The sequence below is a fragment of the Comamonas sp. BIGb0124 genome, from assembly GCF_003752175.1.
In the GTDB taxonomy this organism is placed as follows: domain Bacteria; phylum Pseudomonadota; class Gammaproteobacteria; order Burkholderiales; family Burkholderiaceae_C; genus Comamonas_F.
The window spans coordinates 1-13,011 of record NZ_RJVF01000013.1 but is presented as its reverse complement, the minus strand read 5'-3'; the positions used below and the strand labels follow the sequence as shown (position 1 = coordinate 13,011).

At 65.3% G+C, this 13,011-nt stretch carries 16 protein-coding genes; 7 read left to right on the top strand and 9 right to left on the bottom strand.

Annotated elements, in window-relative coordinates; all coding sequences use genetic code 11:
• Positions 1-34: 34 nt before the first annotated feature.
• Positions 35-211, bottom strand: coding sequence for a hypothetical protein (locus EC845_RS22385; protein ID WP_158615709.1), 177 nt, complete (start codon positions 209-211; stop codon positions 35-37).
• Positions 208-942: a glutathione S-transferase family protein gene (locus EC845_RS16445; protein ID WP_123299228.1), complete on the bottom strand. Its 735-nt coding sequence runs from the start codon at positions 940-942 to the stop codon at positions 208-210. The genes EC845_RS22385 and EC845_RS16445 overlap by 4 nt, the downstream gene beginning before the upstream one ends.
• Before the next feature lie 157 nt (positions 943-1,099).
• Here EC845_RS16445 and EC845_RS16440 point away from each other — a divergent pair, with 157 nt between their 5' ends.
• Positions 1,100-1,408 carry an NIPSNAP family protein gene (locus EC845_RS16440; RefSeq protein WP_123299227.1) on the top strand — a complete coding sequence of 103 codons (309 nt, stop codon included), beginning with the start codon at positions 1,100-1,102 and terminating at the stop codon, positions 1,406-1,408.
• Positions 1,409-1,478: 70 nt separating this feature from the next.
• Here the strand turns inward: EC845_RS16440 and EC845_RS16435 are convergent, their stop codons facing one another.
• The 4 genes from EC845_RS16435 to EC845_RS16420 all read right to left on the bottom strand — a co-directional run bounded on the left by EC845_RS16435 (position 1,479) and on the right by EC845_RS16420 (position 4,825).
• Entirely contained in the window at positions 1,479-1,865 is a 387-nt protein-coding gene (locus EC845_RS16435) for a RidA family protein (protein WP_158615708.1), read from the bottom strand.
• 125 nt (positions 1,866-1,990) lie between these two features.
• Positions 1,991-2,893, bottom strand: a complete 903-nt coding sequence (locus EC845_RS16430) for a DUF1932 domain-containing protein (RefSeq protein WP_123299226.1) — start codon at positions 2,891-2,893, stop codon at positions 1,991-1,993.
• Between the two features lie 38 nt (positions 2,894-2,931).
• The gene (locus EC845_RS16425) at positions 2,932-3,816 is read right to left on the bottom strand and encodes an amidohydrolase (protein ID WP_233598119.1); all 885 of its coding nucleotides are present in this window, start codon (positions 3,814-3,816) and stop codon (positions 2,932-2,934) included.
• 16 nt (positions 3,817-3,832) lie between these two features.
• Entirely contained in the window at positions 3,833-4,825 is a 993-nt protein-coding gene (locus EC845_RS16420; RefSeq protein WP_233598118.1) for a tripartite tricarboxylate transporter substrate binding protein, read from the bottom strand.
• A gap of 147 nt (positions 4,826-4,972) precedes the next feature.
• Here EC845_RS16420 and EC845_RS16415 point away from each other — a divergent pair, with 147 nt between their 5' ends.
• Positions 4,973-6,229, top strand: a complete 1,257-nt coding sequence (locus EC845_RS16415; RefSeq protein ID WP_233598117.1) for a LysR substrate-binding domain-containing protein — start codon at positions 4,973-4,975, stop codon at positions 6,227-6,229.
• A 24-nt stretch (positions 6,230-6,253) separates the two neighbouring features.
• Here the strand turns inward: EC845_RS16415 and EC845_RS16410 are convergent, their stop codons facing one another.
• Entirely contained in the window at positions 6,254-7,012 is a 759-nt protein-coding gene (locus tag EC845_RS16410; protein ID WP_123299224.1) for an IclR family transcriptional regulator, read from the bottom strand.
• Between the two features lie 178 nt (positions 7,013-7,190).
• Between EC845_RS16410 and EC845_RS16405 the strand changes: the two genes are divergently transcribed.
• The 5 genes from EC845_RS16405 to EC845_RS16385 all read left to right on the top strand — a co-directional run bounded on the left by EC845_RS16405 (position 7,191) and on the right by EC845_RS16385 (position 11,946).
• On the top strand, positions 7,191-8,249 hold the full coding sequence (locus EC845_RS16405) for a tripartite tricarboxylate transporter substrate binding protein (RefSeq protein ID WP_123299223.1): 1,059 nt from the start codon (positions 7,191-7,193) through the stop codon (positions 8,247-8,249).
• A 74-nt stretch (positions 8,250-8,323) separates the two neighbouring features.
• A complete protein-coding gene (locus tag EC845_RS16400) occupies positions 8,324-9,010 on the top strand; it encodes an RraA family protein (protein ID WP_123299222.1) in 687 nt (228 codons plus the stop codon).
• Positions 9,007-9,939, top strand: coding sequence for a hydroxyacid dehydrogenase (locus tag EC845_RS16395; RefSeq protein ID WP_123299221.1), 933 nt, complete (start codon positions 9,007-9,009; stop codon positions 9,937-9,939). Before EC845_RS16400 ends, EC845_RS16395 begins: the two co-directional genes overlap by 4 nt.
• A 49-nt stretch (positions 9,940-9,988) precedes the next feature.
• Complete coding sequence (locus EC845_RS16390; RefSeq protein ID WP_123299220.1) at positions 9,989-10,966, top strand: tripartite tricarboxylate transporter substrate binding protein; 978 nt, start codon at positions 9,989-9,991, stop codon at positions 10,964-10,966.
• A gap of 65 nt (positions 10,967-11,031) precedes the next feature.
• Positions 11,032-11,946, top strand: a complete 915-nt coding sequence (locus EC845_RS16385; RefSeq protein WP_123299219.1) for an SMP-30/gluconolactonase/LRE family protein — start codon at positions 11,032-11,034, stop codon at positions 11,944-11,946.
• Positions 11,947-11,971: 25 nt separating this feature from the next.
• On the opposite strand, the gene EC845_RS16380 is transcribed toward EC845_RS16385, so the two are convergent.
• Complete coding sequence (locus EC845_RS16380) at positions 11,972-12,802, bottom strand: NAD(P)-dependent oxidoreductase (protein ID WP_123299218.1); 831 nt, start codon at positions 12,800-12,802, stop codon at positions 11,972-11,974.
• Between the two features lie 38 nt (positions 12,803-12,840).
• Positions 12,841-13,002: a hypothetical protein gene (locus EC845_RS16375; protein WP_255416914.1), complete on the bottom strand. Its 162-nt coding sequence runs from the start codon at positions 13,000-13,002 to the stop codon at positions 12,841-12,843.
• Between the last annotated feature and the right edge of the window lie 9 nt (positions 13,003-13,011).

Below are 13,011 nucleotides of genomic sequence, written 5' to 3'. Positions count from 1 at the left end.
CAGCGCGGCCATCGCAGAGGTCATGGCGTGCGGTTCAGGCATGGGCGGCCGGCGCAACGTGCCTGATCGTCGTGAATTTGCCTGAAGCTTCCGGATGGATCTCGTCGACTCGTTCGGCCGAGGCGTTGGCGTGGGCTGCAGCAAGTCGCGGAACGAATCGGGTGCTGACGGCGGCGCCATGGTCACCGAGCCGTTCGTGCGTCTCGCTCATGAAATGGGACGAAGCATGTTCCGGTACGATTCGCGCAGCGACATCGCACACCACCACCGGCGTAAGTTCTTGTGCACGAACACCAGCGATTCGCATTGGGCCTGCAGCAGAAAGTCTGTGTAGGGAACGAAGCTCAGATCGGCCAGCGTGACAGTGTCGCCGGCCAGGTAGTCGCTGCGCTCGAGTTGCGTTTCCATGGCATGGAATACTGCGGTCAGCTTCTCTTCTGCGTTGCCGATCACGGCCATATCGGGCTGCGCGCCCATTCGGGGCAGGAGAACCTTGTGCAGCACCAGGTCGCGGGCGTGCGGCTGGAAGTCGCAGCTTTGAATGCTCGTCCACTGATCGACGACTGCGCGGCCAGCCGGGGTGGCCGGCATCAGTGCAGGGCCGGGCAGTACGCCGTCGAGGTAGCGGTTGATCGCCTGTGATTCGTACACCTGCAGCCCGCGGTGCTCGAGCACCGGGATGCGGCCGAACGGGTTGCGGGCGAGGTGCGCATCGCTGTGGTGTGCACCGCGAGAAATGTCCACGTTCTCGAACGCGACCGGTACGTCCTTTTCGACGAGCACCATCAGCACGTTACGCGTGCAGGCGCTGTGCGGGGATCCATAGAGTTTGATGATGTCGTTTCCTCTCGTGCGGGCTCGTTTTTTCGATCGCCGTCCAGGCCATCTGGCTACCCGTATCCGGTATCTTGACTCGGCTGCATTGACGGTTTTGGAGCACATCGATGTCGGAACGCAGGGGCGCGACTCCCGGCGCCGTCAGCCGCGCACGGCCGGCCCACCGGTGCCGATTGGGAAAACGACGACGAGTCCGATCGAGCCGTGAACTCGCGATAGACTTCGTGCCGGCTATTTGCAGTTGAGGTTTGTGAGGGAAATCATGATCACGTGTTATCTCCGATACATCATCGATCCGTTCAAGCTCAAGGAATTCGAGCACTACGGCAAGCTCTGGATTCCGCTCGTCAATAAGTTCGGCGGCACACATCACGGCTACTTTTTGCCGTCGGAGGGCGCCAACAACGTCGCGCTGGCCCTGTTCACGTTCCCCAGCATGGCGCTGTACGAGCAGTACCGCACCCAGTCGTTGCAAGACGCGGAATGCCAGGCAGCCTTCAAGTATGCGGAAGAGACTCGCTGCATCGTCAGCTATGAGCGAAGTTTCTTCCGGCCGGTTTTCGAAGGTTGACCAATCGTTCGAGCCGAGCCTGCCGGCAGGGTGGGCGAGTCGAGAGGGTGTCAGGGAGGCGAGTCCACGATCACCGACTCAGAATGGCCGTGCCGGAAATCGTGAGCAGGGCGCCTGCCTTCGGCAATGCGGTGATACCAAAGACGGTTCGGGCCGGGTGAGGCTTGCTCAGCAGCTCCTCGAACGCCCGGTTCATTTCCTTGAAGTCGTCGACGTCGATCAAGTGGACCTGCAGCGTCACCAGATCCTGTTCCGTCCCGCCAGCGGCCTCCACCATCGCAATCAGGTTGCTCAGCGCCTGGCGGGCCTGGCCATAGGCCGTGGTGTCGGTGATCTGTCCCGTCTTGGGGTCGATGCCGGGGGTTCCGGACAGATAGAGCTGGTTTCCGGAAACCACGACGTGGCTGTACGGGCCGATAGGGGTAAACAGGTGGGTTTCGATGGCGCTTCTGGGCATGGTTTTCCGTGTTGTGGTCTGCGCTCGGACGAGCAGTCGATCGAGTGTAGATGATCGATGAACCCTGCTGACCGCACCGTCCACTGTTCCGCGCGGAGCACGTCGACATGCCGCGTTCGACGTGCTCAAACGTCGTTTTGCGACTGCGCGATCAAACGGTCTGCGTACGCTTGCCATGGGCTGCGGTCGTCCACGCCTTGGAACACGCCGTCGCGGGCCTGTTGCGCCACCCAGTCGTGTTTGCTGGCAATGGCGGCGGTCATCAAAGGCTCGAAACCCGCTTCCTGCACGGTGCGAGCGGCCTCGCGCATCTCTTCGGCGCGGCGCTTGCCATGCTGCACGACGCGGCTGAAGAAATAGGCGCCTTGCTGCTCCCAGTCGATCTGGGGAAAGGTTTCCTTCAACGTGGGCAGGACATGCGCTTCCACGCCGTAGCGCCGCGCCGTCGTGTAGCTCTCGATGACCAGGGCTTCGAGGCCTTTGATCATGATGCTGCGGCTCATCTTGATGGCCGATGCCACGCCGAGCTGGTCGCTCACACGGCGTGCGTCCATGCCCCAGGCCTGCAGGGTCACGGCCAACGACTCGGCGGTGGCGCCACCCAGCAAAATCGGCACGCGTATGCCGTAGGGCGGCACGGACGTCATCACGCCCGCCTCGATGTAGTGCACGCCTACCGCCTCGAGAGCGGCCGCTGCACGTTGTTTGGTGCCGGGCGATGCCGAGTTGAGATCGAGAAAACACGCACCACGGCGGGCGTGGGGTGCAGCCGCCTCGGCCACCGCCAGCGTGTTGGATGCTGTCACCGCCGAAATCAACAGGTCGGCCTGCGCGCACAGTTCGGCCACGTTCGCGGCCACGCGCATGCCGTCTGCCTGTGCGGCGGCGCGGGCCGCTTGGCCTGTCGACGCGCTGTCGAAATTCAAGTCCCAGACCCAGATCGCGTCGATGTCGCCTTGCGGCAGCAAGCCACGTCCGAAGATGCCTCCGACCTCGCCGTAGCCGATGATGCCCAGTGTCATGCCCATGGTATGTGTCCTTGTAGAAGATGAAGTGAAACGAAGATTCAGTCGAAGCCGTACAGGCGGGCCGGATTGCGCACGAGCACCCCGTCCAGCATGGCGACATCGCCGTAATGCGCAAGCAGGTCGACCAGATCGCCGTCATCCGGCATCTCTCGTACGTTGGGGTGCGGCCAATCGGTGCCCCAGACGGTGCGATCCGGCGCGGCCGCCAGCAGTTGCCGTGCGAACGGCACGACGTCGGCATACGGGAACGCGCCACCGTGCGCGAGCGTGGCCGAGATGCGCTCGGGGCCGCTCAGCTTGATCCAGGCGCGGGGGTCGGCGAGCACATCGAGCAGTGCGATGCAGGCCTCCTGTGCCAGGCCCCCGGCGACCGGCGTGCGTCCCATGTGGTCGATGGCGAACGGGCACTGCAGGCGGTGCAGCAACGGCAACTGATCCAGAAGATCCTGTGCGCCGAAGTGCAGTTGCACGTGCCAGCCCATTGCGCCGATTCGCTCTGCCAGGCGCAGCACGGCTTGCGGGTCCGGCGCATCGCCGAGGTGTTTGATGAAGTTGAAGCGGACACCGCGCACGCCGGCCGCGTGGAGGTTCTGCAGCGCCGCGCCGCTGATGTCGGTGTGCACCAGCGCAATGCCGCGGGCCTGAGATGGATTTCTCGCGATGGCGTCCAGAATGGCTGCGTTGTCGAAGCCATGCACCGTGGCCTGCACATACACGGCACGCTCCAGGCCCAGCCAGCGGTGAAGCGCTTCGAGCTGCTCGACAGGCGCATCCTCGGGTGTATAGGGCCGATGTGGATCGAATGGAAACCGGCTGGCCGGACCGTAGACGTGGACGTGGCTGTCGCAACTGCCAGCGGGCAGTGCAAGGCGTGGGCGGCGCGGTTGCGCCATGGGCGACGTCACCTTGGATGGGTTGTGCATGGTCTGGCGCCAGTCTTCATTCGGCTCGAATGCCAGCCGCGCGCACCGTCTCGCGCGAGCGTTCGTATTCGTCGTGCAGGTACGCACCGAATGCAGCCGGGGCCCGCATGGCCGCGCTGGCAGGTTCCACGCCGAGTGCCTGCAAACGTTCTTCCATGCCGGGCGCGGCCAGCGCCGCCTGTGCGGCCGCGATCAGCTTGCGGGCCGCCGCCTCGGGCGTGCGGGCGGGGGCCAACAGGCCGACAAAACTGTAGGCCGTGAAATCGCGCACGCCGCTTTCGATGAACGTCGGTGCGTCAGGCGCCAGCGGGCTGCGCTGGGGCGAGGCCACGGCCAGGATCCGGGCCTTGCCGGATTTGTGAAGCTGCAATGCGGTCGAGAATTCCATGCAAGCCGTCTGGATGGTCCCGCCCAGCAGATCCGGCACCAGTGAGTTGCCGCCCCGGTAGGGCACATGCATCAGCCGGCCCCCAGTCGAGGCGTTCACCCGTTCCAGGGTGAGGTGTGTGGAACTGCCGATACCGGAGGACGCGCAACTGACAGCCTCTCGCTTGGACAAAGCGATCAGGTCCTTCAGCGTTTTCGCGGGCAGATCCTTGTTGGCCAGCAGCACGTGGGGCACCACGCAGGCCAGCACGATCGGCACAAAGTCTTTCAGCGGATCGTAGTTTTGCTTGGCCTGAACGAACGGATTGACGGTCAGAGGCCCGTTCGAACCGACCAGAAGCGTGTAGCCGTCCGCCGGCCCTTGTGCGACCGCTGCCGCACCCAGGCTGCCGCCCGCACCGGCCTTGTTGTCGACCACCACGGGCTGGCCCAGAAGAGGCCCCATGGCGGCGGCCAGCAGGCGGCCCACGCCATCGACGTTGCCGCCCGCATTGAATGGGACAACGAACTTGATGGGCCGATCCGGGTAGTCGGCTGCACGCGAAAGCTGAGGGAAAAGACCGGTTCCTGCCATGGCCGCAAAAGCGCGAACCAGGTCCCGTCGGTGGTACTGAGTAGTCATGCTTGTCTCCATCTTGTGCGGTCCTGCGCATCGTGATCGACACCCGATTCCGCTTTTTCGGGTGACGCTTCATTGTCGAAAAGCGATCCGTTGACCGGGTTGCTTTCGGCCCGTCCGACTGTTCGAATCTATTGATCGGGTTGCGCCATGCATGGCATCATGAGTTCCATGTCCGTCACTCCGTTGCTTCCCCTTCGACACCTTCGCGCCTTTGCTGCGGTCGCCCGTGCGGGCAGTGTGCGGGGCGCATCCGATGTCTTGCTGCGTGCCGCCTCCGCCGTCAGCCGTTCGGTCACTCTTCTGGAGGCTGCACTCGGTACGCAACTCTTCGAGCGGCGCGGCCAAGGCATGCTGAACACGCGAGCGGCCGATCTCGTGCTGGGCCGCCTCGAAGGCATCGAGCGCGAGCTGGACGCGGTGCTGAGCGAAAGCATGCCGACACGCGCTTGCACACGTGCAGCGTCAGTCCGCGAAGTCCTCTTCGATGAACGGCGCCTGCTGGCCGCGTCGGCTTTGGGCGAGATACAGCACATGCCGACGGTCGCCCGTCAGCTCGGTGTGACTCAGCCTGCCGTCAGCGCGGCTCTGGCGAGGCTGGAAGAAGTGCTGGGGCACAAGCTGTTCCTGCGCAGTGCCCGCGGCCTCCTGCCCACGGACGTGGGGGCACGCTGCCTGGTGCGCTTTGGCCGCGTGCTGGCAGAGCTCCGGCACATCGAGGACGACGTGAACGCCGCACAAGGACGGCTCGAAGGACTGGTGACGGTGGGCACGCTGCCCCTGGCTCGCACGCGCCTGCTCCCGATGGCCATCGATGCACTGATGGCGCAACACCCGCTGCTGCGCGTGCATTCCTTGGAGAGTCCGTATGAGCAACTGTGTGCCGGGCTGCTGGGTGGCAAGGTCGATTTCATCCTCGGCGCACTGCGGCCGATCGCCGACCGCGAACTGGTCAGCGAGGTGCTGTTCACCGAGCAGTTGCACGTGATCGCATCGGCCAGCCACCCGCTGGCCAATCGGCGCAACCTGTCCCTTGCCGACCTGCGGCCCTACCCCTGGATTCTGTCGCGGCCGGGGACGCCGTTGCGCGAGTCTCTCGCTCAGTTCTTCGCCTCCCATGCGGAGCCGGCCCCGCGCGCGACAGTCGAGACGGGCGATCAGGCACTGGTGCGCGGCATGCTGTTGCGGGGCAAGATGCTGACTGTCTTGTCGACCCATCAACTTCATTACGAGATCGAGGCGGGCCATCTCCGAGCCCTCGACCTGCCGATGACCGGATTGGAGCGGCATATCGGCGTCACCCTCCGTTCCGGGGCGCGGTTGTCGGCATCGTCCACGGCATTGATGGCGCACATTCGAAGCGCCGTGAAGGATGGCCGGTTTGGCTCCGTCGAGCCACCCGGCTGACGCGAAAGACCTTCGGCCTCGCCCTCAGACCGTGAACCAGTGATTGCCCCGTTCAGCAACGGGTGGCGAAGGCTTGCCCGACAGCTCGTAAGACAGCCGGTTGGCCGTGGCGATCACCAGAGGGGCAAGTGTCTGCAGCTCGGAGGCGGTGAGGCGTGAAGCGGGCCCCGAGATGCAGACCGCTCCCATGAGCCGCCAATGCATGCCGAAAACCGGTGCCGAGACGGTCGAGACGCCCGATTCCCGTTCGCTGATGGACCAGTGGTAGCCGCGCTGCCGAATCTGCTCGTAGATCTCGCCGGGCTCGCCCGAGAAGGCCAGGATGACCCGTCCCGGCGAGCCCCGGTCGAGCGGCAGTCCTTCGCCCATGCGGGCGTGATGGCGCAGGGCCTGCGGGCCCTCGACCCGGACCAGACACGTTCGCATCGAACCTTCGCGGACGTAGAACGCGGCACTTTCGCCGGTGCTGAGCGTGAGTTGACGCAACGAGGGTTCGAGGATGTTCTGCACATCGAAACCGGCCTGATAACGCGCACCCAGCCAGCCTGCGGCAGGACCCAGTCGCCAATCCCCGTCCTCGCGCTGGACCATGAAGTTGGACAGCGCAAGCGTCCGCGCCAGCCGCAGGACGGTGGTTTTGTGCAGACCCGTACGCCGGCTCAGTTCGGCCAGAGCCAGGTGCGATTCGCCGAGTGAAAACGCCTCCAGCAGGCGCAGGGCACGCGTCACGGCGATGACGCCTCCGGAGGATTCGGTGCCGGCAGGCGCGGATTCCTCTTGCATGGCAGATGCCGCAACCGTCGAAGAGGAGGGGAGGAAAGAGTTGCCCATGATGGAATGCGTTTTGCTGTGTGAAACGGTATTGTACTGAGTGAAACGATTTCATAAAGTCGCATCCGTCGTCTGTGTGCAGGTCGCAGACGTCGCCACATAAACCGAATCAATAACGGAGACAAATACCATGCCTTGTTCGACTCATGGCCAGTCGCTTCAGCAGACTCGCGCCTCGCGCTCCAACACTTCGCTCGTCAGACTCTCGACAGCCGCACAGCGCCTGGCTGTGGCCGGCCTGGTGTTGGCTGCGGGCGCGTTGACCTGGGGTTCCGCTCACGCCCAAGCGGTGTGGCCGCAGCGTCCGATCCGGATGGTCGTGCCTTTCCCTCCGGGCGGCGGCACCGACCTGATTGCCCGCACGGTGGTGCAGCGGATCGTCGACAGCAAGGGCTGGAACGTGATCGTCGAGAACCGGCCGGGTGCCGGCGGCAATCTCGGCGTGGATGCGGTCGCCAAGGCCACCCCGGACGGCTACATGGTGGTCATGGGCCAGACCAGCAACCTGGCCATCAACCCCGCGCTCTACGCCAAGCTGCCCTACGACCCCCTGAAGGATCTCGTGCCCGTGGCGCTGGTGTCGTCCTCGCCGATCGTGATTGCGACGTCCGTGAACTCGTCCTACCGCACCTTCGCCGATGTGGTCGCCGCCGCCAAGGCCCGCCCCGATCGGGTCACGCTGGGCTACTCGGGCAACGGCACCGTCAGCCACCTGGCCGGTGAACTGGCCCAGGATGCGGCCGACGTGAAACTGAGTTTTGTGCCCTACAAGGGCGCGGGCCAGGCGATGACCGATCTGTTCGGCGGCCAGATCGATCTCTACATGTCGACCGTGGCCACGCTGGTCGGGCAGGTGCGCAACGGCAAGCTGCGCGCGATCGCCATCACCTCGGCCCAGCGTACGCCCTTGCTGCCCGATACCCCCACGCTGGCCGAGTCGGGCTACAAGAACTTCGAGGCCTCGTCGTGGTTCGGTGTGCTGGCACCGGCCGGCACCCCCCCGGCAGTCGTGAAGACGCTGAATGCCGCCATCAACGATGCGCTGAAAGACCCGATCGTCGCCGACAAGCTGCGCGGCGAGGGGGGCGACGTGCTGGGCGGAACGCCCGAGCAGTTCTCGCAGTTGCTGCGCACCGAGCTGCCGCGCTGGGCCCGCATCGTGAAGGACTCGGGCGCCACCGTGGAGTGAGCGTGTTCCTGCGCTTGCCTGCTTACCCCTCTGTTTCTTGATCTTTTGCTTCTTATCCGTTTCCAGGAATCCCCATGAGCCAACTTCCCGACATCATTCGTGAGATCCCGCGCGTCGCCGCCGATGTGGTCGCCCAGGCCGCGACCTACCAAGCCGCCATCCTGGCCGATGTGGCCGGCCGACGGGGCACGCTGCACGGCCGGATCTCGCCCGTGCACGAGCAGATGAAGGTGGCAGGGCCCGCCTTCACGGTCGAGGTGCGCCCGGGCGACAACCTCATGATCCACGCCGCCATCGCGCTGGCCCAGCCCGGCGACGTGCTGGTGATCGACGGCAAGGCCGACCTGACGGCGGCGCTGATGGGCACGCTGATGCTCAGCGCCTGCAAGAAACGCGGGCTGGCCGGCGTGGTGATCGACGGTGCGATCCGCGACAAGCTCGAACTGCTGGATCTGGGCTTCCCGGTGTTCTGCGCGGGCTACAACCCGGCCGGGCCCACCAAGTACGTGCCGGGCCGCATCAACCATGCGATCTCGGCCGGCGGCGCGACGATACAGCCCGGCGATCTGGTGGTGGGCGATGCCGACGGCGTGGTGATCATCGAGCGCGAGAAAGCGCCCGCCATGCTCGCCCTGGCCGACAAAAAAGTGGCCGACGAGGCCGCGCGCCTCGAAGCCATCGGCCGTGGCGACACCGCCTCGAAATGGCTGCCCGCTGCGCTTCGGGCCGCCGGCGTGCTCAAGGAAGGAGAGTCGCTGTGAGCGCCATCCTTGTCACCGGTGCCGACCTGGCACCCCAGGCGCTGGCGCTGCTGCAGGGTCACGAGATGGTCTACGCCGGCAAGACGCCCGGCCCCGACGACCTGCTGGCCCTCTGCCGTCGGCACGACCCGGTTGCCATCATCGTGCGCTACGGCAAGGTGACGGCCGAGATGATGGACGCCGCACCGTCGCTGCGCGTGATCTCCAAGCACGGCAGCGGCACCGACACCATCGACAAGACGGCGGCGGCGGCGCGCGGCATCGAGGTGGTCGCAGCGGCCGGGGCCAATGCCGCGGCCGTGGCCGAACAGGCGCTGGCGCTGATGCTGGCCTGTGCCAAGTCGGTGGTTCCTCTCAACGCACGGGTGCATGCCGGGCAGTGGGACAAAGCCACCCACAAGGGCGTGGAGCTGGGCAGCCGCACGGTGGGCCTGCTCGGCCTGGGCGCCATCGGCCGGCGTTTCGCCGCGTCGGTCCAGGTGCTGGGGATGCGTGTGCTGGCCTACGATCCCTATGCGCAAGAGGCCCCCGAGGGCGTGACGCTGGTGCCGCTGGCAACGCTCTGGCGTGAGTCGGACGTGCTCTCGCTGCATTGCCCGCTGACCGACGAGAATCGCGAGCTGATCGATGCCGAGGTGCTGGCGCAGTGCAAGCGCGGTGTGATCCTGGTCAACACCGCACGCGGTGGCCTGATCGACGAGGCCGCGCTGCTGCAGGCGGTGCGTTCGGGCCAGGTGATGGCTGCCGGGCTCGACAGCTTTGCGGTCGAGCCGATCGCCCCCGACCATCCGTTCCTGGGCGAGCCCGGCTTTGTGCTGAGTCCGCACATCGGCGGGGTCACGGGCGATGCTTACGTGAACATGGGCGTGGCCGCTGCCCGCAACCTGCTGGATGTGCTGGCACGTCAGCCCAGCCCCCAGAGCGCCTGAATGCCTGAACGCCTGCCGTACCCCAATAATGAATCCCGAGACAAACCCCATGCTGCAACACAAGATCAAGACCCTGTTCACCGCCTGTGCCTGTGCCCTCGGCCTCACCCTGGGCGCGACCGGCGCGCAGGCGGCCTTCCCTGAGCGTCCCATCACCATCGTCGTGCCCTATGCACCGGGCGGGGCCTCGGATGCGGTGGCCCGGGTGCTGGCCACCCGATTGGGCGACAAGCTCGGCACCAGCGTCATCGTCGACAACCGGGCAGGCGCCAGCGGCACCATCGGCGCGAGCTTTGTGGCCCGTGCGGCGGCCGACGGCTACACCATGCTCTACGACGCAACGCCGCATTCGATCAATCCGCATCTGTTCCGCAAGATGCCGTACGAGAAAGACGCGCTGCAACCGCTGTCGCTCGTGCTGCTGGCCTCGAATGTGCTGATCGTCAAGGCCGACTCGCCCTACAAGAACGTCAACGAGTTGGTGGCCCAGGCCCGCAAGGAACCCGGCCGGTTGAACTTCGCTTCGGGCGGCAGCGGCACGGTGCAGCGCCTGGCCGCGGAACTGCTGCGCCAGCAGCTCAAGCTCGACATGGTGCATGTGCCCTACAAGAGCGGCGGGCCGGCGATTGCCGATGTGATGGGTGGTCAGGTCGACTTCATGTTCGGCACGGTGGCGGCGACCTCGCCGCTGGTGGCCGGCGGCAAGCTGCGTGCGTTGGCGGTATCTTCGCCGCAACGCGCCGCTGCCTTGCCCGATGTGCCCACCGTGGCCGAGACGGTCGCGCCCGGCTACGAAGCCTACGAGTGGAACGGCATGTTCCTGCCTGCCGGTACGCCCGCAGCCATCGCGCAGCGCCTGTCCGATGCGGTGATGGCGGTGCTCAAGGAAGACGAAGTGAAGAAACGCCTGATCGACCTCGGCGCCCAGCCCATCGGCTCCAGCCCGGCCGATTTCACGAGCTTCTTGCAGAAGGAAGACACGAAGTGGGGCGAGGTCGTGCGCAAGGGCAATATCCAGCTCGACTGAGAATAGGGCGTTGCGGCGCCCCCTGTTCTCCGCGCCTCTGTCAGATCCACGCCATCCATCCAGCCATGTTCCTTCTGCATCCTCCTCAGGTCCGCGAGCTCACGCTCTTTTCTTCCATGCCTGCCTCGCTGCGACGCCCCGAGCGCAGTGCTTGGGCCGATGCCAATCGGGGCGGTGCACCGGTCGACTCCTTTCTCGAAGGACCCGTGTTCGACGATCAGGGCAACCTGTACGTCACCGACATCCCCTGGGGCCGCATCCTGCGGGTGGATGCACAGGGTGAGTGGTCGGTGGTCGCCGAGTACGACGGCGAACCCAATGGCATGAAGTTCCTGAATGCGCAGACGCTGCTGATCACCGACTACAAGAACGGCCTGATGCAGCTGGATGTCGCGAGCGGCCGGGTCACGCCTTATCTCGAGCGGCGCAACAGCGAACGCTTCAAGGGCGTGAACGATCTGGTGTTCGATTCGTCGGGCAATCTGTATTTCACCGACCAGGGCCAGAGCGGCCTGCACGACCCGAGCGGCCGGCTTTACAGGCTGCGTCCCAATGGCCAGCTCGACCTGCTACTCGCCAACGTGCCCAGCCCCAATGGGGTGGCGCTGTCGCCGGACGAAAAGGTTCTGTATCTGGCGGTGACGCGGGGCAACTGTGTCTGGCGGGTGCCGCTGCTGCCCGATGGCAGCGTGGCCAAGGTCAGCCAGTTCTTCACCTCGTACGGCCCCAGCGGTCCGGACGGTCTGGCCGTGGACGAGCGGGGCCGCCTGCTGGTGGCGAACCCCGGCCTGGGCTATCTTTGGGTGCTCAACACCCGCGCCGAGCCCGTGCTGGTCTTGCGAGGCGATCCGGGTTCGTCGATCACCAACCTGGCCTTCGGGGGCGCCGATCGAACCGAGATCCATGTGACCGATTCCACGCATGGCCAGATCCTGCGTGCCACCTTGGATGTGCCGGGTCTGCCGCTGCACTCCGCCTAGGGCGCGGCAGTCGCAGGCATTCCGCTCAGTTGCCCAGTCTTTCTCGCGGCAACTTGGCTTTCACGAAGTTTCCACCCTGGTGACGCGCCGCGGCATCGGTGACGTCGGGGCTGGACGTGGTGGTGAATACCTCATGCCGGAAGCTGTCCGAGCTGTCCTGGGGCCGGTAGCCGATGTGTTTGGCGCACCGGTTGTCCCACCAGGTCACCGCATTGTCGGACATGCCGAAGACGATGGTGTGATTCAGGATCGGGGTCTCGAGGCAGGCCGTGACCAGGCGGTGAAGATCGTCGTAGCTCAACCAGGTGGCCAGCATGCGTCGGTCCTTGGGCTTGGGGTAAGACGACCCGATCCGTACACACGCCGTCTCGATGCCGTAACGGTCGAAGTACATGCGCGACAGGCTTTCCCCATAGACCTTGCTCAGCCCGTAGTAGCCATCCGGCCGCGGAGCGTCCTCCGCATCGATCGTCTCGCCTTGCGAGTAGTAGCCCACCACATGGTTGGAGCTGGCGAACACGATGCGCTTGACGCCATGCTTCACCGCGGCTTCATACAGGTGGTAGACGCCCAGGATGTTGGCCTGCATGATCGACTTGAAGGGCGCCTCGACCGAGATGCCGCCCAGGTGCACGATGGCGTCGCAGCCCACCACGGCACTGCTGATCTGCTCGAAGTCGCTCAAGTCGGCCTTCACGAACTCTTCGTTCGACTGGAGGTCGCCGACGGACTGGATGTCCGAGAGTCTCAGCACTTCGCAGTTTTTCGAGAGTCGCGATCGAAGCGCTTGGCCCAATCCACCGGCTGCACCGGTGAGCAGGATTCGGTTGAAGGTCGTACCGATTGCTGAATTCATGTTGTCGTTCTCATGTTCCGGGGATGAAGGGTGTGGACTCAAAGTCCGAGATACCGGGGCAGCCACAACGACAGCCAGGGGATGTAGGTGACCATGCCCAGCACCAGCAGCAGCGCCAGGAAGAAGGGTTTCATGGCCGACAGCACCTCCCCGATGGAGAGTTTGGCCACCGCCGATCCGGTAAACAGCACCGCACCCACGGGCGGCGT